Here is a 19,578-nt window from a genome sequence, read left to right as displayed (position 1 = left end):
GCGCCGCGCCAGCGGCGCCCGGCCCAACCGCGGGCGGGGCATTTCCCGGATGCACCGCCCGCGGGCGGGAGCCCCTGCCCGCACAAGGGAGGCTTGCACCGCGGGCCGGAGCATTTTAAACGGGCCGGTCTTTTGCTGCCGCGGAGAAATTTTCCGCGCCCCGAAACAAACGGATCCGATCCATGACCCGCTCGCATATCCCCGGTATTCTTGCCATGGCCGCCGTGGTGGCAGCCTCCAACATATTGGTGCAATTCCTGTTCGGTCAGTGGCTGACCTGGGGCGCCTTCACCTATCCGGTCGCCTTTCTTGTCACCGACGTGATGAACCGGGTCTACGGCGCCGCCGCCGCGCGCAAGGTCGTGGCTGCCGGCTTTGTCGCCGGGGTGATCTGCTCGCTCATCGGCACTCAGGTAATGCTGCAGGGCGATGGCTTCACCTACCCGGCGGTGACCCTGCGGATCGCGCTTGGCTCCGGCCTTGCCTTCCTTACGGCGCAGATGCTGGATGTGGCCGTGTTCTCTGCCCTGCGCGAGGGCAAATGGTGGCGCGCGCCGCTGGCCTCCACCCTGATCGGCTCCTCCGTCGACACCGCGATTTTCTTCACCCTGGCGTTTTCGGCCGCGCTCAGCTGGCTGGAACCGGCCAACGACGTGTCCTGGGCCGCAGAGATGCTGCCGCTGCTGGGCATTGGCCCCGAATCCCCCTTGTGGGTTTCGCTGGCCGTGGCCGATTGGCTGGTGAAATTGTCGCTGGCCGTGGTCGCCCTTGTGCCCTTCCGCATCATCGTGCGTAAGCTCACCGCAAAGACCACATGATTTTGTTTTGACATTAACCGAATCTGTGGCAGGCTGGACTTACACGAAACATCAGAAAGGAGGTGCCCATTGTCTAGAGAAGCTATGGAGAGCAGTGCCGGAACAGTTCAGAAGGAGTGCGGCCGAGGCAGCCCTTGGCACGTATAGCCCGCTGAATTGGTGCTGACCTAACCGGTGCACCTCCTATCATCTCGAAGGGCTGTTCCCCCGTGTGGGAACAGCCCTTTCGATTTTCCGGTGGCTATTTCATAAAGAGCCATGATCCGCATTAACGACCAAATCAGCCTGCAGGACTGGGAATTGACCGAGAGCTTTGTCCGCGCCTCGGGCCCGGGCGGGCAGAATGTGAACAAGGTGGCCACCGCCGTGGAGCTGCGGTTCGAGGCCGCCCGTTCGCCCGCGCTGGCGCCTGCGGTTAAATCGCGGCTGAAGCGGCTGGCAGGCCGCCGCTGGACCAAGGACGGCGCGATCATCCTGCAGTGCGACGAGACCCGCTCGCAGCAGAGGAACCGCGACATCGTGCGCGAGCGGCTGGCGGAACTGGTGCGCCAGGCGCTGGTCGCACCGAAGCGGCGGATTGCCACCAAACCCACCCGCGGCTCGGTCCGGCGGCGGCTGGACGCCAAGAAGCAGCGCGGCGAATTGAAAGCGACGCGCGGTAAAATCGACCCGGATTGACATGGGATTGCGTCCGCCGCCCGCTCCCCGCATTCTGACGCCAAACAGTTCGGGAGGGAAATCATGCGGCTGGACGGAAAGACCGCCATTGTGACCGGCGGCGGCTCGGGCTTTGGCGCAGGCATCGTGCGCAAGTTCCTGGCGGAAGGCGCAAAGGTGATGATTGCCGACATCAACGGCGCCGCGGCAGAGGCGATGGCGGCAGAGCTGGGCAGCAGCGCCATCGCGCAGACCGTGGATGTCTCGGACGGCGCCTCGGTCACTGCGATGGCAGAGGCGGCGCTGGCGGACTTCGGGCATCTCGACATCCTGGTGAACAATGCCGGCGTCACCCACCTGCCCGCCCCGCTGGAGGAGATCAGCGAGGACGACTTTGACCGGGTGATGGGCGTCAACATGAAATCGGTCTACCTGACCGCCCGCGCGCTGGTGCCGCATATGAAGGCCAACAAGGCGGGCGCGATCCTGAACGTGGCCTCCACCGCCGGCGTGTCGCCGCGCCCCAACCTCAACTGGTACAACGCCTCCAAGGGCTGGATGATCACCGCCACCAAGACCATGGCGGTGGAGCTGGCGCCGCATGGCGTGCGGGTGAATGCGATCAACCCGGTTGCCGGGGAAACGCCGCTGCTGAAATCCTTCATGGGCGAGGACACCCCGGAAATGCGCGCCAAGTTCCTGTCCACCATCCCGATCGGCCGCTTCTCAACGCCGGAGGACATGGGCAACGCGGCCTGCTTCCTGTGCTCCGATGAGGCCAGCATGGTCACCGGTGTCGCGATGGAAGTGGACGGCGGGCGCTGCATATAGCGTCCAGGCTTTCATCTTTCCAAAAATACTCCCGCCGGAGGCAGCGCGCGCCAGCGCGCTTCATTCAGCAAAAGGACATCCCGCCATGCTCCCCGGCCCCAGGAACCTGATCACGGACGTGCCCGGCATCCTGGTCGGCAACGCCCAGGACGCGGCGCTGAAATCCGGCACCACGGTGCTGACCGCGGACAAACCCTTCACCGCCTCAGTCCACGTGATGGGCGGTGCGCCGGGCACGCGGGAGACGGATCTGCTGGCGCCGGACAAATCGGTCGCCAGGATCGACGCGCTGGTGCTGTCGGGCGGCTCTGCCTTCGGGCTCGACGCCTGTTCCGGCGTGATGGATGCGCTGCACGGCCAAGGCCGCGGCTTTCCGGTCGGGCCTGCGCGGGTGCCGCTGGTGCCGGGCGCGATCCTGTTTGATCTGCTGAACGGCGGCAGCAAGGACTGGGATCAGAACCCCTACCGCGCCCTGGGCCGGGCGGCGTTTGAGGCGGCGGCAGAGGATTTCGAACTTGGCACTGCCGGCGCCGGCACCGGCGCGCTGACTGCGATGCTGAAGGGCGGGCTGGGGTCTGCCTCGCTGGTGCTGGAGAGCGGCGTCACGGTGGGCGCGCTGGTGGCGGCCAATCCGCTGGGCGCTGTCACGACGCCGGGCGAGACGCATTTCTGGGCCGCCCCGTTTGAGATCGGCGATGAATTCGGCGGGATCGGACCGGACCGGGCCGCCGGGCTGGGCCGCAGCCTGCACAGCCGCAAGATCGAAGCGATCCAGACCCTGGGCGGCGCGCCGCTGCCGCCGGAGCGCGCCAATACCACCATTGCCATCGTCGCCACCGATGCGGCGCTCAGCAAGGCGCAGTGCCAGCGGCTGGCCGCCGCCGCCCATGACGGCATCGGCCGCGCCATCGTGCCGGCCCATGCCCCCGGCGACGGCGATCTGGTGTTTGCCGCCAGCACCGGCGCGCGGGTGCTGGAAGCTGCGGACGCAGAACTCGGCACTCTCTGCCATGCCGCCGCCCTGTGCCTCAGCCGGGCCATCGCCCGCGCGGTCTTTCACGCGCGCCCGGAACCCGGAGACCTGCTGCCCTGCTGGTCAGCGCCTTGAATTGCCGCAGTTTCCTGCCGGAACTTTGATGCGCGTCAAACTGCCGGTTGACACTGCCGGGTATTGGATCATGAGTCACACGTGCCAACTCATAACCGGAGCAAGCAATATGAAACCTCTCGTTACAGCCGCCATTTTCGGCCTCCTCGCCGCCCCTGCCTTCGCCGAAGGCGACCCCGAAGCTGGCGAGAAAGGGTTCAACAAATGCAAGTCCTGCCACATGGTCGTCTCCGATGACGGCGACGTGATCGTCAAGGGCGGCAAGACCGGCCCCAACCTGTGGGGTGTTGCCGGCCGTGCCGCGGCCAGCGTGGAAGACTTCAAATACAGCGATGACCTGACCGCCGCAGGCGAAGCGGGCCTGGTCTGGGATGAAGAGAAATTCGTCGGCTTCACCACCGACCCCAAGAAGTTCCTGCAGGCCGAAACCGGCAATTCCAAAGCCAAGTCGAAAATGTCCTTCCGCCTGAAAAAGGGCGGCGAAGACATCTATGCCTTCCTGGCCAGCCACGGCCCGGCCCCGGCAGAGGGTGCCGAAACTGAGGAAAGCGCAGAAGCGGCCACCGAATAACGCCCGGATTTCCGGCAAGCATTGCATCAAAGCCGCGGCATTTTCGCCGCGGCTTTTCGCGTAATTGCTTTCGCAACCCGCAGGCGTTAGCGGTAAGAGCCAGGCCATCGCATTTGCGGCAGGCCGGCCAGGGAACCACGTCACGGACACAGTATGAGCCACATGATCCCCGCCTGGGTGAACGGCGATTTGACACCTGTTGACAAGCTCGCCGCACATGAGCGCGGGCTGAAACACAAGGCGGTTTCCGTCTTTGTGGTGAAAGGCGTGGAAATCCTGATGCAGCGCCGGGCGATGGGCAAATACCACACGCCGGGCCTGTGGGCGAACACCTGCTGCACCCACCCGATGTGGGAGGAGCAGCCTTCGGCCTGCGCGGTGCGGCGGATGCAGGAGGAGCTGGGGATCACCGGTCTTTACCCGGAGTTCCGCCACCACCTGGAATACCGCGCCGATGTCGGCAACGGGCTGGTGGAGCATGAAGCGGTGGATGTGTTCCTGGCCCACGCCCACCGCCCGCTGAAGGTCACCCCGAACCCGGATGAGGTGATGGAGACCCGATGGGTCGACTATCACGACCTGCTGGCGGAGGTGAGCCGCCATCCTGAACGCTTCACCCCCTGGCTGAAGATCTACCTGCACAATTATGCCGACGTGATCTTTGGCCCCGACCTGATCATCGCCGGACGGCGCTGACCTCAATCCGCCTCTGCCCGCTTGCCCTGCTGCCTGCGCCGTGGTTATCTGCCCGCGCCATTAGGGAGTATGCTTATCATGTCCATTCTCATCGCCGGCGGCGGCATTGCCGGGCTGACCCTGGGGCTGACGCTGCAGCAGGCCGGGGTGCCCTTCCGCATCTTCGAGGCCGCGCGGGAGCTGAAGCCGATGGGGGTTGGCATCAACCTGCAGCCCAATGCAGTGCGGGAGCTGTTCGATCTGGGGCTGGAGGCGGAGCTGGACGCGATTGGCGTCAGAACCCGGCAGCTGGGGTTTTACAGCAAGCTGGGCAAGACCATCTGGGAGGAGCCGCGCGGCACCGGCGCGGGCTATGCCTGGCCGCAGTATTCGGTGCACCGGGGGGCGTTGCAGATGATGCTCTGCCGCGCGCTGGCGGAGCGTGCGGGGGCGGATTGCATTGAAACCGGCGCGCGGGCGGCGGGGTTTGAGAACACGGACGGCGGCGCGGCGCTGCTGCTGGCAGACGGGCGGCGGATCGAAGGCGCGCTGGTTGTGGGGGCGGATGGCATCCACTCTGCCCTGCGCGCGCAGATGGTGCCGGATGAGGGCGCGCCGGTCTGGAACGGCCGCATCCTGTGGCGCGCCACCACCCAAGCGCCCGCATTCAAGGGTGGCGCGTCAATGGCGATGATCGGCCATGACCATCTGCGGCTGGTGGCCTATCCGATCTCGGCGCCGGACGCGGACGGCCGCGTGACGATGAACTGGATTGCGGAGAAAAGCTTTGATCCCTCCGCGCCCTGGCGGCGGGAGGACTGGAACCGGCCCGCGGATATCACTGAGTTCCTGCCGGATTTTGCGGATTGGCAGTTTGATTGGATCGACGTCCCGGCCCTGATCCGCGGGGCGGAGGCGGTTTATGAATACCCGATGGTGGACCGCGATCCGCTGGCGCGCTGGACGCATGGCAACGTCACCCTGATGGGCGACGCGGCGCATCCGACCTATCCGGTCGGGTCAAACGGTGCCAGCCAGGCGATTGTGGACGCGCGGGTGATCGGCGCCAAGCTGCTGGAGCACGGCATCAGCGCCGCCGCGCTTGAGGCCTATGAGGCAGACGTGCGCCCGGTGACAACGGCAGTGGGCCTGGCCAACCGCGCGGGCGGCGGGCCGGACGGGGTGCTGCAACAGGTTGAGGACCTCTGCGGCGGCGACTTCGGGGACATCAGCGAGGTGATCCCGCAGGCGGAGCTGGCCGCCCATGCCGCCAAGTACAAATCCATTGCGGGTTTCTCGATCGAGGAACTGAATGCGCGCCCTGCTACCATCCCGGCAGGTGCCCGCGTCAGTTAGGGAACGCCTGCGGCCGGCCGCGGGTCAAGGGCGGCGCAGCCGCCGTGCCGCAGGCACGGTTCACCCTTGAGGCGCGGATGGGCGCACAGACCCTCGGCAAGGCGCGTTTCAGGGCAGCCCTGCCCTTAAACCGCTTCCCGGCAAAACGGGAACGCCGCGCAAAGCGCGGCGCCACGCCCAACTGTGAGGCGCATTCTGCGAATGCGGCGGAACAGGCGGGAGCCCCCGCCTGCTGCTTTAGACGCCGATCACGGCCTGCACCGCGCGCTGCCAGCGCCCGTAGGCGGCCTCGCGCGCGGCGGGCTGCATCAGCGGCGCGAACTGGCGGTCGAGCTTCCAGGTGTCGGCAAAGCCGGTCTGGTCCGGGTAGATCCCGGCCCGCATCCCCGCCAGCCAGGCGGCGCCAAGTGCTGTGGTTTCCTGCATCACCGGGCGGTCGACGGCGGCGCCCAGGATGTCCGACAGGCTCTGCATCGTCCAGTCGCTGGCGCTCATGCCGCCATCGACGCGCAGGGTCACGGTGTGGTGGCTGTCGTCCTCCCAGTCCGCCCGCATCGCCTCATAGAGATCGCGGGTCTGGTAGGCGACGCTTTGCAGCGCCGCGCGGGCAAACTCTGCCGGGCCGGAGTTGCGGGTGAGGCCGAACATGCCGCCGCGGCAGTCAGGCTCCCAATAGGGCGCGCCGAGGCCGGTGAAGGCGGGCACCAGGATCACGTCCTGGCCCGGATCGGCGCGCAGGGCCAGTTCGCCCGAATCCGAGGCCTGTTCGATGATGCCCAGACCGTCGCGCAGCCACTGCACCGCCGCGCCGGCGATGAAGATCGAGCCCTCCAGCGCATAGGTCGGCTTGCCGTCCAGCTGATAGGCGATGGTGGTCAGCATCCGGTTCTTTGACACCACCGGCTCATCCCCGGTGTTCAAGAGCGCGAAGCAGCCCGTCCCATAGGTGGATTTCATCATCCCTGGCTGGAAACAGGCCTGGCCGATGGTGGCCGCCTGCTGGTCGCCGGCCACCCCCAGGATCGGGACCGGCCCGCCCAGGATTTCCGGATCGGTGGTGCCGAAGTCCGCAGCGCTGTCCTTCACCTCCGGCAGCATCTGCTGCGGCACGTCCAGCAGATCGCTGATGGTGCGGCTCCAGCGGCCCTTGCGGATGTCATACATCAGCGTGCGCGCGGCATTGGTGGCATCCGTCACGTGGGAGGCGCCGCCGGTCAGGCGCCAGATCAGGAAGCTGTCGACGGTGCCGAACAGGAGATCCCCCGCCGCCGCCCGGTCCCGTGCGCCCGGCACGGTATCGAGGATCCATTTCACCTTGGTGCCGGAGAAATAAGGGTCCAGCAGCAGCCCGGTGCGGTCGGCCACCATGTCCGCGTGGCCCGCCTGGCGCAGCTGCTCGCAGATGGCGGCGGTGCGGCGGTCCTGCCAGACGATGGCGTTGTGGATCGCCTTGCCGCTGGTCTTGTCCCAGACCACGGTGGTTTCGCGCTGGTTGGTGATGCCGATGCCCGCAATATCCGCAGCGGAGACATCCAGATCCGCCATCACCTTGCGGCAGACCGCGACCGTGGTGCCCCAGATCTCCTCCGGGTCATGCTCCACCCAGCCCGCCTGCGGATAGTGCTGGGTAAACTCCTGCTGCGCGGTGCCCGCGACCTGCATTCCCGCATCAAACAGGATTGCCCGGGTCGACGTGGTGCCCTGATCAATTGCCAGAATATAGGTCATCTGCTGCCCTCCAGTCTCCTCTGACCGGAGAGCATAAACGCAAACGTGTTACCGCTGCCAGCCCCTACTAAGAATTTAGTTGAGGAACTTCCGGAAACATCGGCACCTTCGCCCGGCGGCACTGCCGGGCGGCGCCCGATCCTCCCCGCGGGAGGGCGCTTTGCACCCGCCCAGGGTCAGGCGCCGCCCTTGGTTAATCTATGCAGACCTGTCCGCGCGTGAGCCTTCAGGATTGTTTCTGTGGCACGTCGATATTGTCGATCAGCCGGATCCCGTCCATCCAGGCGGCGGCCAGCAGGCGGGCGGGGCGGGAGGGGGTCTCCAGCGCCTCCAGCGTTTCGGCGCAGCGCAGGTCGAAATACTCCACATCGCCGAAACCTGCCTCTGCCAGCGCCTTGCGCGCGGCGGCTTCCAGCGGCGGCCAAGGCATGCCTGCGGCGGCTTCGGCGGCAGCCTTGCGCATCTCCGCATTCAGAGCGGCGGCCTTGGCCAGCGCCTCCGGCGACAGGCGCAGATTGCGCGAGGACATGGCAAGGCCCGACGGCTCGCGCACGGTTTCGCAGCCGTGGACCGTGATCGGGATGTCCAGATCGCGGGCCATGCGGGTCACCACCATCAGCTGCTGGTAATCCTTCTGGCCAAAGAACGCCTGATCCGCGCCGGTCTGCAGGAACAGCTTGGCGACCACAGTGGCAACCCCGTCGAAATGGCCGGGGCGGAAGGGGCCTTCCATCACATCCGTGATGCTGCCGCCGACAGAGACATTGGTGGCATAGCCGCCGGGGTAGATCTGGTCCGGGTCCGGGACATAGATCAGATCGACGCCATAAGGCGCCAGCTTTTCCGCGTCTTCGGTTTCGGTGCGCGGGTAATTCGCCAGATCCTCGGCGTTGTTGAACTGCTTGGGGTTCACGAAAATGGTCACGATCACCCGGTCGCAGGCCTGATTGGCGGCCTCCACCAGCGACATGTGGCCGGCGTGCAGTGCCCCCATGGTCGGCACCAGGCCGATGGTTTCGCCATTGCTGCGCCATTCAGCCGTCTTAGCGCGCAGGTCAGCCAGACGGCGCAGGATCGGGGCAGTCATGTCAGCAGTCATCCTTTGGAGGGGGTCTTGGCCGCCGGGGCCTGGTCGGCAAAGACATGCTCCGCCCCGGGGAAGGCGCGCGCCCGCACGTCGGCGGCGTATTCGGCGATGCCGGCCTCGGCCAGCGGGCCAAGATCGGCGTAGCGTTTGACGAATTTTGGTTTGAAGGCGGTGAAGAAGCCCAGCATGTCGTCGACCACCAGGATCTGCCCGTCGCAGCCCGCGCTGGCGCCGATGCCGATGGTGGGAATCGCGACCTCAGCGGTGATCTTGTCGGCCAGTTTCTGCGGCACCTTTTCCAGCACCACCGAGAACGCGCCGGCCCCGGCCACCGCGCGGGCGTCGGCCAGAACAGCCTCAGCCTGTGCATCGCGGCCCTGCACCTTGTAGCCGCCCAGGGTGTTGATCGACTGCGGTGTCAGGCCGATATGCGCCATCACCGGAATGCCGCGCTTGACCAGAAAGCGGATGGTCTCGGCCATCTCGACGCCGCCTTCCAGCTTGACCGCGGCGCAGCCGGTCTCGGCCATCAGCCGGGCGGCGTTGCGGAACGCCTGCTGCGGGCCTTCCTCGTAACTGCCGAAGGGCATGTCGATCACCAGCATCGCCTGGCTGAGGCCGCGCGCGACCGCCTGGCCGTGCAGGATCATCATCTCCATGGTGACGCCCAGGGTGGAGGTCAGCCCGTGCAGCACCATGCCGACGCTGTCGCCGACCAGCACGAAGTCGCAGTGCTTGTCCATCAGCCGCGCCATCGGCGTGGTATAGGCCGTGAGGCTCACCAGCGGGGTGCCGCCCTTGCGGGCCCGGATGTCTTCGGCGTTGGGCGCCTGTTTCTTGGCTGTTGCGCTCATGGCTTCCTGTCCGCGGTTTAAAAGTGGGCACGGGTTATCAATTTACGCCGCGTGCTTCCAGTGGGCGAAATGTCCCCCGCCCTTGATTACGCATGGGAAACAGGGAAACTCGTTTCCAATAGGCGCCGCACACGGCCCGCAGATTGTACACGGGGAGTTCTTCAATGGCACTGAAATCATTTGTTTTTGCGGCAGGTTCCGCACTGGCCCTGGCCGCCGGCGGCGCCTGGGCCAAGGACAGCGTCACCATCGCCATGCAGCTGGAGCCGCCGCATCTGGACCCGACCAGCGCCGCCGCGCAGGCCATCGACTCGGTTGTCTACACCAATATTTTCGAGGGGCTGACCCGGTTCATGGGCGATGGGTCGGTGGTTCCCGGCCTCGCCGAGAGCTGGGAAATTTCGGAAGACGGCACCGTCTACACCTTTAAGCTGCGCCAAGGCGTCACCTTTCACGATGGCAGCGCGATGGATGCCGAGGACGTGAAGTTCTCGCTCGACCGCGCCCGCGCCGAGGACAGCACCAATGCGCAGAAGGCACTGTTTGACGGGATCGCCTCGGTCGAGGCGGTGGACCCGCAGACCGTGCGGATCACGCTGGAGGCGCCGAACGGCAGCCTGCTGTTCAACCTCGCCTGGGGCGACGCGGTGATCGTGGCGCCGGAGAGCATTGAGGGCATCAAGACCAATCCGGTCGGCACCGGCGCCTATACTTTCCAGGAGTGGGTGCAGGGCGACCGCATCACGCTGGCGCGCAATCCGGATTACTGGGGCGATCAGCCGGCGCTGGCCTCGGCCACCTTCAAGTTCATCTCCGACCCGACTGCCGCCTTTGCTGCGATGATGGCGGAGGATATCGACGCCTTCGACAACTTCCCGGCGCCGGAGAACCTGCCGCAGTTCGAGGCCGACCCGCGGTTTCAGGTGCTGGTCGGCTCGACCGAGGGCGAGACGATTCTGTCCATCAACAACAAGCAGCCGCCGTTTGACGATATCCGGGTGCGGCAGGCGGTTGCTCATGCCATCGACCGGCAGGCGATCATCGACGGCGCGATGTTCGGCTACGGCACCCCGATCGGCACGCACTTTGCGCCGCACCACCCGGCCTACAAGGACCTGACCGGCAAGTCCGCCCATGACCCCGAACAAGCCAAGGCGCTGCTGGCGGAGGCCGGGTTCCCGGAGGGGTTTGAGACCACGCTGCACCTGCCGCCGCCGTCTTATGCGCGGCGCGGCGGCGAGATCATTGCGGCGCAGCTGGCCGCAGTGGGGATCAAGGCCGAGATCATCAACGTCGAATGGGCGCAATGGCTGGAAAGCGTGTTCAACGGCAAGAGCTTTGGCCTCACCATCGTCAGCCATACCGAGCCGATGGACATCGGCATCTATGCCCGGCCCGAGTATTATTTCCAGTACGACAGCAAGGCGCTTCAGGAACTGATGAACCGGCTGACCGCGACCACCGGCCCGGACAGCCGCACCGCGCTGCTGCAGGACGCGCAGGAGATGATCGCGGCGGATTACGTCAACGGCTACCTGTTCCAGCTGGCCAAACTGGGGGTGGCCAAGGCCGGGCTGCAGGGCCTGTGGGAGAATGCGCCGACGGCGGCCATCGACCTGACGGCGGTCAGCTGGGCGGAGTAGCGATCGCCCCTATTCACGAAGGGCAGCGCCCGTCCCGGCGGGGTGGGAAGCGAAGCGCCCGCCCCGTGGGGGGCGGGACGGGCGCTGCCCGGCCTGCGGCCAGGCGGTGCTACATTTGGAGCCTGCGTCTTCTTCGCAAGAACTGCACGCGCTCCCGGATTTCCTGACGGATCTCCCCGCCCCGCGGCTGATCCCTGAGCGTGGTGAACCAGTGCTCTGGCGGATTGCGGCCCATGCGGTTGCCGTTGAACTCCAGCCCGCGCAGCACCGCTTCGCCCGCCGCGGGCAGCCGCTCCGGCACCTCAATCCCGTTCAGCGCCGCCCAGACCCCGGTCCAGAGCCGCCCGACCGACCACGGGTTATAGCCGCCGCCGCCCAGCACCAGATAGCGCGGCGCCATGCCCATCAGCGCCCGCACCACCGCCCAATGGGCGTTGTTTGACAGGTCCAGGTGCGGCAGCGGGTCCTCCGTCACCGCATCCGCCCCGCATTGCAGCACGATGGCGTCCGGCTGAAACGACTGCACCGCGGGCAGGATCAGCGCATCGCGCACCAGCGCCATCTCGTCATCGTTGAACCCGCGCGGCACCGGCAGGTTCAGGGCCGAACCGCCGGCATCCTCCGTCAGCGTGCCGGTCTTGGGCCAGAGGTTTTCCTCATGCACTGAGATCATCAGCACGTCAGGGTCGCCGGCAAAGCCATGCTCCACCCCGTCGGAATGATGGGCGTCGATGTCGACATAGGCGATCCGCTGCGCGCCGTGGTGGCGCAGCGACAGCATCGCCAGGACGGGATCGTTCAGATAGCAAAACCCGTTGGCCCGGTCCGGCATCCCGTGGTGGGTGCCGCCCGCCGGGTTGTAGACGATGCCGCCATCCGCCAGCAGCTCCCCGGCCAGGATCGAGCCGCCCGCAGCGGTGGCCGGGCGGCGGAAGATTTCCGGGAACACCGGGTTGGAGAGGGTGCCGAGGTGATGGCGCGCGCGGACTTCCGCGCTGACCGCCTGCGCGGCCTCCGCCGCCTGCAGCGCGGCGACATATTCGGGCGTGTGCCAGACGGTCAGCGCCGCCGGTTTGGCGCGGGGGGAATTCACATAGACCGCATCCGGCAGCCAGCCCAGCGCGCGGGAGAGGTCCATTACGGTAGACACCCGCGGCACCCGCAAGGGATGGGTGCGGCCATAAGAGGAGGTGCGGTAGATTTCCGAACCGATGAACAGGGGGCGGGACAGCATGACAGAGTGATAGACCGTTTCCGCCCGCTGCCAAAGAGCCTGCCGGACGCCATTGGCCTGTTTCCGGCCGGATTGCGCACAACCTTTTGACGCTGCGCATTTTTCGCCGCCTGCGGTTCGTTTCCCTCCGCGCTCCCTCTGGACCCGTTCCCCGCAGGCTCCTAACGTGGCAGCCATGCTCCGCTATGCCCTCAAACGCCTCCTGTCGCTGATCCTCAGCCTGGCTGTTGCCTCTCTGGTGATCTTCCTCGTGGTGGAGGTGGCACCGGGCGACCCCGCGTCGTTCATGCTGGGGGTCAATGCGCAGGCGGACACGGTGGCGGCCCTGAAGGCAGAGCTGGGGCTGGATCAAGGCAAAACCGCCCGCTACCTCAGTTGGGTTGCGGGGATGCTTGGGGGCGATTTCGGCACCTCCTACACCTACCGCACGCCGGTGGCGGGGATGATTGCCGACCGGATGTGGGTATCGCTGCCGCTGGCGCTTTATGCGCTGACGCTGTCGACGCTGATTGCCTTTCCGGCGGGCATCTACGCCGCTGCCCGCCGCGGCAAGGCCGGCGACATGGCGGTGATGGGGGCGACCCAGCTGGGCGTGGCGGTCCCGAACTTCTGGTTTGCGATGATGCTGGTGCTGATCTTTGCCATCAACCTGCGCTGGTTCGGGGCGGGCGGGTTTCCGGGCTGGGAGGCCGGGATCGGCGCGGGGCTTCATGCGCTTACCCTGCCGGCGATTGCGCTGGCGCTGCCGCAGGCGGCGATCCTGACGCGGGTGATGCGCTCAGCCCTGCTGGACATTCTGGACGAGGATTTCATGCGCACCGCCCGCGCCAAGGGGCTGACCCGGCGCCAGGCGCTGTGGCGGCACGGGGTCAGGAACGCGCTGATTCCGGTGCTGACCATCATCGGGCTGCAGTTTTCCTTCCTGCTGGCGGGCGCCATCATCATCGAGCAGGTGTTTTACCTGCCCGGCCTTGGGCGGCTGGTGTTCCAGGCGATTTCCGCGCGCGATCTGATCGTGGTGGAGTCGGTGGTGATGCTGCTGGTCTTTGCCGTCATCACGGTGAATTTCCTGGTCGATCTTGCCTATGCGCTGGTCGACCCGCGGCTGAGGAGCCGGGCATGATCCGGAAATTCGGACAACCATTTCTGTCTCTTGGCCCGGCAACGCCGGGCCGCGCACTCCCCTTCCCCCGGGAGGGCGCTTCGCCCCCCCCAGGCTCGGGCGCGCCCCTCGGATCATTGACACAGCCGGGGGCGACAGATGACCCGCAACCTGATCCTTGGTGCCGTTTTATCCTCGCTGGTGCTGCTGGCGGCGGCGGTGTCGTTCCTGTGGACGCCATTTGACCACACCGCGATGAACATCCCGGCCAAGCTGCAAACCCCCAACGCGCAGCACTGGCTGGGGACAGATCATTTCGGGCGCGACCTGATGTCGATGATCATGGTGGGCGCGCGCACCTCCATCGCCGTCGCCCTGGTGGCGGTTGGCATCGGCATGGGCGCGGGCGTGCCGCTGGGGCTGACGGCGGCGGCGCGCAAGGGATCGTGGCTGGATGAGATGATCATGCGCGGCAACGATCTGGTCTTTGCCTTCCCCTCGCTGGTGATTGCGATCCTGATCACCGCCGTTCTGGGGGCGGGCGCCATCAACGCGATCATCGCCATCGGCATCTTCAACATCCCCGTCTTTGCCCGCATCACCCGCGGCGCGGCGCTGTCCCTTTGGGAGCGGGAGTTCATTCTGGCCGCCCGCGTGGCCGGCAAAAACGCGGCGCGGATCTCGGCGGAGCATATCCTGCCCAACGTCACCAACCTGCTGATCGTGCAGGGCACAATCCAATTCTCCCTTGGCATTCTGGCCGAGGCCGGCCTGTCCTATGTCGGCCTGGGCGCGCAGCCGCCCACGCCCAGCTGGGGGCGGATGCTGGCCGATGCGCAGACCATGGTGAGCTTTGCGCCGCATCTGGCGCTGGTGCCGGGCACGGCCATCATCCTGACGGTGCTGGGGCTGAACCTGCTGGGCGACGGCTTGCGCGACTGGCTGGACCCGAAACTGAGGATGGCGCGGACATGACGCTGCTGGACGTGACCCGCCTGTCGCTCAAGATCGGCTGCTACCCGGTGCTGAAGGACGTCTCCTTTCACATCGAGCCGGGCGAGATCGTCGCGGTGACCGGCGAAAGCGGCTCCGGCAAGTCGATGACCGCATTGGCAGTCATGCAGCTGCTGCCGGAACAGGCCGAGGCAAAGGGATACATCACCCTGGACGGCACCCAGCTGCTGGACCAGTCCGAGGCGCAGATGTGCGCCCTGCGCGGCCAGTCCATCGGCATGGTGTTTCAGGAGCCCATGACCGCGCTCAACCCCGTGAAGACCATCGGCGCGCAGGTGATGGAGACGATCCTGATCCACAAGGCGATGCCGCGCGGCCAGGCCGAGGCCCGCGCCCGCGAGGTGCTGGAGCGGGTCGGGCTGCCCGAGGACCGTTTCCCGCTCAGCCGGTATCCGCATGAGCTGTCGGGCGGCCAGCGCCAGCGGGTGGTGATTGCCATGGCAATTGCCCTGCGCCCGAAACTCTTGATCGCGGATGAGCCGACCACCGCGCTGGACGTGACCACACAGGCGCAGATTCTGGAGCTGCTGAAGGACCTGGTGCAGGACACGGGCATGGGGTTGCTGATCATCACCCACGATCTGGCGGTGGTGGCGGATCTGGCCGACCGGATCGTCGTCATGCGCCACGGCGAAGTGGTGGAGACCGGCGGCACGCGCCAGCTGCTGCGCCACATGCGCCATCCCTATACGCAGATGCTGTTTGCGGCTTCCAGCCACCAGGTGGCACTGCCGGAACCGCCCGCGCCGGCGCCGCTCTTGGAAGTCCGGAACGCCGTCCGCGACTATAAGACCCCGCGCAAGTCTCTGTTTGCCAAACCCGGCCGGTTCCGCGCCGTTAAGGATGTCTCCTTCACCCTGAACCGCGGCGAGCGGCTGGGGCTGGTGGGGGAGTCGGGCTGCGGAAAATCGACCCTGACACGGGCCATTCTGGGGTTGGAGCCGCTGCAGGGCGGGGAGATTCGACTAGATGGCGAACCGGTGACCGCCCAGCTGGATCCCGCGGTCCGGCGCAAAATGCAGGTGGTGTTCCAGGACCCTTACGGCAGCTTCAACCCGCGCCACCGGGTGGAGCGGCTGATCACCGAACCCTTCCATATGCTGCCGGATCCGCCCGTTGGGGCCGCGCGCAGGGAACTGATCGCCGAAACCCTCACCGCTGTCGGGCTGAAACCGGAAGATGCCGGCAAGTACATCCACCAGTTCTCCGGCGGGCAGCGCCAGCGCATCGCCATTGCCCGCGCGCTGATCACAAGGCCGGAGCTGATCATCTTTGACGAGGCGGTCTCAGCGCTCGACGTTTCGGTCCGCGCCCGCATCCTGGACCTGCTGGCGGAACTCTGCGCGGCCTATTCGCTGACCTATCTGTTCATCAGCCACGACCTGAGCGTGGTGCGCACGATCACCGACCGCTGTCTGGTCATGAGGCAAGGCGAGATCGTCGAGCAGGGCGAAACCGAAGAGGTCTTTTCCAACCCGCAGCACCCCTATACCCGGCAGCTGATCGCTGCGGCGCCGGTGCTGCCCGATCTGGATCAGGGGGCCGCATGAACCTGACGCTGTCGCTGATCCTGCCGCGGGAGCAGGCGCTGCTGACAGCAGCGCTGGCGCCCTACTTGGCCGAGGTGGCGCCGCGTGCTTCCATTGATCCGGCACGCCGTGCGGGCCAGATGCTGAACCGCAAGGACGTGACTGCCTTCTGGATCAGGAATGGCACCCAGCGCATCGGCTTTGCCATCGTGCTGAACCTGCCCGATGACCGGCGCGAGCTGTCGGAGTTCTGCATCCTGCCGCAGCACCGCCGCCGGGGCTGGGGCCAAGAGGCCGCCCGGACCCTCCTGCGCGAGTTTCCGGGCCGCTGGCGCATGGGGCTCTCGGCATCCTCTGCCGATGCGGTGGCCTTTTGGGGCACCTGCCTTAGCGCGATGCCCGGCATCCGGGACTTGCGCCAGGGGGCGCCGTTCACCGAACATCAAATCAAAAGCTACAGCTTTGAGATCGCAGGAGCGCATGATGACTGACACTTCCCCGCTTTGGTTCGACCCCGCGCTCTGCCTTATCGGCGGCACCTGGCAGCCTGCGGCAAGCGGCGGCACCCTGCCGCTTGTGAACCCCTCGGACGGCAGCGAAATCTGCCAGATCGCCCGCGGCGGCGCGGCGGATATCGAGGCCGCGGTACTGGAAGCAGAAGCGGCGCTGGATGGCGGCTGGGGGCGCATGACCGCGCTGGAGCGGGGCCGCATCCTGACGCGGATAGGCCAGTTCGTGCTGGAGCGAGTGGAGCTGCTGGCCGCGATCGAGGCGATGGACGTGGGCAAGCCGCTGAGCCAGGCGCGTGCCGATGCGGTGGCGCTGGCGCGCTACTGCGAGTTCTATGGCGGCGCGGCGGACAAGGTGATGGGGGAGACCATCCCGTATCTCGACGGCTACACCGTCTATACCCTGCGCGAGCCGCATGGGGTCACGGGGCATATCGTGCCCTGGAACTACCCGATGCAGATCATCGGGCGGTCCGTCGGCGCCGCACTGGCGATGGGCAACGCCTGTGTGCTGAAACCGGCGGAGGAAGCCTGCCTGACGGCCCTGGCTTTCGCCCATATCGCGATGGAGGCCGGGCTGCCCGCGGGTGCGCTGAACGTGGTGCCGGGGCTGGGGGCCGAGGCCGGCGCGGCACTGGCGGCGCATCCCGGCGTGCATCACATCTCCTTCACCGGCTCGGTCAGGACCGGCGCGCTGGTGCAGCAGGCCGCTGGCGCCAATGTGGTGCCTGTGACGCTGGAGCTGGGCGGCAAGTCCCCGCAGCTGGTGTTCGACGATGCCGACCTGGATGCCGCCCTGCCGTTTCTGGTCAACGCCGGCATCCAGAACGCAGGCCAGACCTGCTCGGCCTCCTCGCGCATTCTGGTGCAGCGCGGAGTGTATGAGGCGGTGAAGGCGCGGATGGCCGAGGCCTATGGCGCGCTGACCGTGGGGCCGGCGGCAGAGGACCTGCGGGTCGGGCCGCTGATCTCTGCCCGGCAGAAGCAGATTGTCGAGGCCTATCTGAAACAGGGGGCGGACCTGCCGGTTGCGGCGCAGGGGGCGGTTGTGCCCCATGCGCCGGAAAGCGGCGCCTATGTGCCCCCCACCCTGTTCGCGGACGTGCCGGAGGATCATGTGCTGGCGCGGGAGGAAATCTTTGGCCCGGTGCAGGTGCTGATCCCGTTTGAGACCGAAGAGGACGCCCTGCGGATCGCCAACGCGACCGAGTACGGGCTGGTGGCCAGCGTCTGGACCCGCGACGGGGCGCGGCAGATGCGGCTGGCAAAACGCCTGCGCGCGGGGCAGGTGTTCCTCAACAACTACGGCGCCGGCGGCGGGGTGGAACTGCCATTTGGCGGGGTTGGCAAATCCGGTCACGGGCGGGAAAAGGGCTTTGAGGCGCTTTATGGGTTTTCGCAGCTTAAGACCGTGGCGGCCCATCACGGCTGAGGGCGCCCGCCGCTTTCATCTTTCCAAAATACTCCGGGGGTGAGGCCGCCAGGCCGAGGGGGCAGCGCCCCCTATGTGCGCCCTCAGACGATAACGTCCTGCCGCTCCTGCTTGCCGACGCCGAAAACCCGCTTGTAGCGCGCGATTTCCTCCGCCGGGCCCATCGCCTTCTCCGGGTTGTCGGACAGTTTCACGGTGGGCCGCCCGTTGGCCGCAACCGCCTTGCAGACCAGCGAGAACGGTGCCAGCGCATCGCCCGGAACCAGACCGCGGAAATCGTTCGTCAGCAGCGTGCCCCAGCCGAAGGAGACCTTGGTCCGGTCCGAGAACTGCGCGTGCAGGTCCTGGATCTGCGGCACATCGAGGCCATCGGAGAAAATCACCCGCTTTTCCGCCGGATCCTCGCCGCGGTCCTTCCACCAGTTGATCGCCACCTCGGCACCCTTGGCCGGGTCGCCGCTGTCGATGCGGATGCCGGTCCAGCCCGCCAGCCAGTCCGGCGCCCGGTCCAGGAAGCCTTGGGTGCCGTAGGTGTCGGGCAGGATGATGCGCAGGTTGCCCTCATGCTCGTCATGCCAGTCGGACAGCACGTCATAGGGGGCCTGGGCCAGTTCCGCGTCGCTGCCCGCCAGGGCGGAATAGACCATCGGCAGCTCATGGGCATTGGTGCCGATCGCCTCCACCTCGCGGCGCATGGCGATGAGGCAGTTGGAGGTGCCGGTGAACTTCTCCCCCAGCCCCTCGATCATTGCCTGCACGCACCAGTCCTGCCACAGGAAGGAGTGGCGGCGGCGGGTGCCGAAATCGGCAATCGTCAGCCCGTCGATCTCCCGCAGTTTCTCGATCTTTTCCCAGACCCGGGTCATGGCGCGGGCATACAGCACCTGCAGCTCAAACCGCCCCATCTTGTCCAGAACCGCGCGCGAGCGAAGCTCCATCAGCACCGCCAGCGCCGGGATTTCCCACAGCATGACCTCGTGCCATTTGCCCTCGAACGCCAGCTCATACTGATCGCCCTTGCGTTCCAGATGGTAGGGCGGCAGGCGCAGGCCCTCGAACCACTCCATGAAGTCGGGGCGGAACATCTGCCGCTTGCCATAGAAGGTATTGCCGCGCAGCCAGGTGCTTTCCCCGCGGCTGAGCGACAGCGAGCGGATGTGGTCCAGCTGTTCGCGCAGCTCGCCCTCGTCGATCAGCCGGGCCAGCGGCACATGGGTGGAGCGGTTGATCAGCGAGAAGGTCACCGTGGTGTCCGGCTTGTTGCGGAACACCGACTGGCACATCAGCAGCTTGTAGAAATCAGTGTCGATCAGCGACCGGATGATCGGGTCGATCTTCCATTTGTGATTGTAGACGCGGGTTGCAATATCCACCGGCGGCCTCGTGCTTAAGGGGTCATTGATTGATAGGATAGCGCGCCTGCGGGGGCA

The 19,578-nt window shown here is 66.6% G+C and carries 18 protein-coding genes; 13 read left to right on the top strand and 5 right to left on the bottom strand.

From position 1 onward, the window contains the following. Positions 1-182 precede the first annotated feature (182 nt). From R2C4_RS19245 to R2C4_RS19215, 7 genes are all read left to right on the top strand, one after another. Positions 183-818, top strand: coding sequence for a queuosine precursor transporter (locus tag R2C4_RS19245; RefSeq protein ID WP_141891844.1), 636 nt, complete (start codon positions 183-185; stop codon positions 816-818). A 258-nt stretch (positions 819-1,076) separates the two neighbouring features. Then, entirely contained in the window at positions 1,077-1,496 is a 420-nt protein-coding gene (gene arfB / locus R2C4_RS19240; RefSeq protein ID WP_141891843.1) for an alternative ribosome rescue aminoacyl-tRNA hydrolase ArfB, read from the top strand. 63 nt (positions 1,497-1,559) lie between these two features. After that, a complete protein-coding gene (locus R2C4_RS19235; RefSeq protein ID WP_141891842.1) occupies positions 1,560-2,306 on the top strand; it encodes an SDR family oxidoreductase in 747 nt (248 codons plus the stop codon). An 85-nt stretch (positions 2,307-2,391) separates the two neighbouring features. Beyond that, positions 2,392-3,414: a P1 family peptidase gene (locus tag R2C4_RS19230; protein WP_141891841.1), complete on the top strand. Its 1,023-nt coding sequence runs from the start codon at positions 2,392-2,394 to the stop codon at positions 3,412-3,414. A gap of 109 nt (positions 3,415-3,523) precedes the next feature. Then, positions 3,524-3,985 carry a c-type cytochrome gene (locus R2C4_RS19225; RefSeq protein ID WP_058285363.1) on the top strand — a complete coding sequence of 154 codons (462 nt, stop codon included), beginning with the start codon at positions 3,524-3,526 and terminating at the stop codon, positions 3,983-3,985. Positions 3,986-4,138: 153 nt separating this feature from the next. Then, positions 4,139-4,681: an isopentenyl-diphosphate Delta-isomerase gene (gene idi / locus R2C4_RS19220; protein WP_141891840.1), complete on the top strand. Its 543-nt coding sequence runs from the start codon at positions 4,139-4,141 to the stop codon at positions 4,679-4,681. Between the two features lie 78 nt (positions 4,682-4,759). Beyond that, complete coding sequence (locus R2C4_RS19215; protein WP_141891839.1) at positions 4,760-6,016, top strand: flavin-dependent oxidoreductase; 1,257 nt, start codon at positions 4,760-4,762, stop codon at positions 6,014-6,016. 237 nt (positions 6,017-6,253) lie between these two features. Here the strand turns inward: R2C4_RS19215 and glpK are convergent, their stop codons facing one another. The 3 genes from glpK to panB form a co-directional block, all read right to left on the bottom strand. Then, entirely contained in the window at positions 6,254-7,744 is a 1,491-nt protein-coding gene (gene glpK, locus R2C4_RS19210) for a glycerol kinase GlpK (RefSeq protein ID WP_141891838.1), read from the bottom strand. Between the two features lie 226 nt (positions 7,745-7,970). Then, the gene (gene panC, locus R2C4_RS19205; protein ID WP_141891837.1) at positions 7,971-8,831 is read right to left on the bottom strand and encodes a pantoate--beta-alanine ligase; all 861 of its coding nucleotides are present in this window, start codon (positions 8,829-8,831) and stop codon (positions 7,971-7,973) included. A gap of 8 nt (positions 8,832-8,839) precedes the next feature. Then, entirely contained in the window at positions 8,840-9,685 is an 846-nt protein-coding gene (gene panB / locus R2C4_RS19200; protein WP_141891836.1) for a 3-methyl-2-oxobutanoate hydroxymethyltransferase, read from the bottom strand. 164 nt (positions 9,686-9,849) lie between these two features. On the opposite strand from panB, the gene R2C4_RS19195 reads away from it, so the two are divergent. Further along, positions 9,850-11,328, top strand: coding sequence for an ABC transporter substrate-binding protein (locus tag R2C4_RS19195; RefSeq protein WP_141891835.1), 1,479 nt, complete (start codon positions 9,850-9,852; stop codon positions 11,326-11,328). 109 nt (positions 11,329-11,437) lie between these two features. Here the strand turns inward: R2C4_RS19195 and R2C4_RS19190 are convergent, their stop codons facing one another. Then, a complete protein-coding gene (locus tag R2C4_RS19190; RefSeq protein ID WP_141891834.1) occupies positions 11,438-12,562 on the bottom strand; it encodes an acetoin utilization protein AcuC in 1,125 nt (374 codons plus the stop codon). A gap of 175 nt (positions 12,563-12,737) precedes the next feature. Here R2C4_RS19190 and R2C4_RS19185 point away from each other — a divergent pair, with 175 nt between their 5' ends. The 5 genes from R2C4_RS19185 (at position 12,738) to R2C4_RS19165 (ending at position 18,148) form a co-directional block, all read left to right on the top strand. After that, positions 12,738-13,685 carry an ABC transporter permease gene (locus R2C4_RS19185; RefSeq protein ID WP_141892139.1) on the top strand — a complete coding sequence of 316 codons (948 nt, stop codon included), beginning with the start codon at positions 12,738-12,740 and terminating at the stop codon, positions 13,683-13,685. Between the two features lie 138 nt (positions 13,686-13,823). Further along, a complete protein-coding gene (locus R2C4_RS19180) occupies positions 13,824-14,639 on the top strand; it encodes an ABC transporter permease (RefSeq protein WP_141891833.1) in 816 nt (271 codons plus the stop codon). Further along, positions 14,636-16,228 (top strand): ABC transporter ATP-binding protein, encoded by a 1,593-nt coding sequence (locus tag R2C4_RS19175; protein ID WP_141891832.1) that lies wholly within the window; start codon positions 14,636-14,638, stop codon positions 16,226-16,228. Before R2C4_RS19180 ends, R2C4_RS19175 begins: the two co-directional genes overlap by 4 nt. Next, positions 16,225-16,698 (top strand): GNAT family N-acetyltransferase, encoded by a 474-nt coding sequence (locus R2C4_RS19170; protein WP_141891831.1) that lies wholly within the window; start codon positions 16,225-16,227, stop codon positions 16,696-16,698. The genes R2C4_RS19175 and R2C4_RS19170 overlap by 4 nt, the downstream gene beginning before the upstream one ends. After that, a complete protein-coding gene (locus R2C4_RS19165; RefSeq protein ID WP_141891830.1) occupies positions 16,691-18,148 on the top strand; it encodes an aldehyde dehydrogenase family protein in 1,458 nt (485 codons plus the stop codon). Before R2C4_RS19170 ends, R2C4_RS19165 begins: the two co-directional genes overlap by 8 nt. 83 nt (positions 18,149-18,231) lie before the next feature. Here R2C4_RS19165 and pncB read toward each other — a convergent pair whose 3' ends face one another. Next, entirely contained in the window at positions 18,232-19,521 is a 1,290-nt protein-coding gene (pncB, locus tag R2C4_RS19160; RefSeq protein WP_141891829.1) for a nicotinate phosphoribosyltransferase, read from the bottom strand. Between the last annotated feature and the right edge of the window lie 57 nt (positions 19,522-19,578).

Source organism: Leisingera aquaemixtae (assembly GCF_006740765.1).
GTDB classification, from domain to species: domain Bacteria; phylum Pseudomonadota; class Alphaproteobacteria; order Rhodobacterales; family Rhodobacteraceae; genus Leisingera; species Leisingera aquaemixtae.
This window is presented reverse-complemented; position numbering and strand designations above follow the sequence as displayed.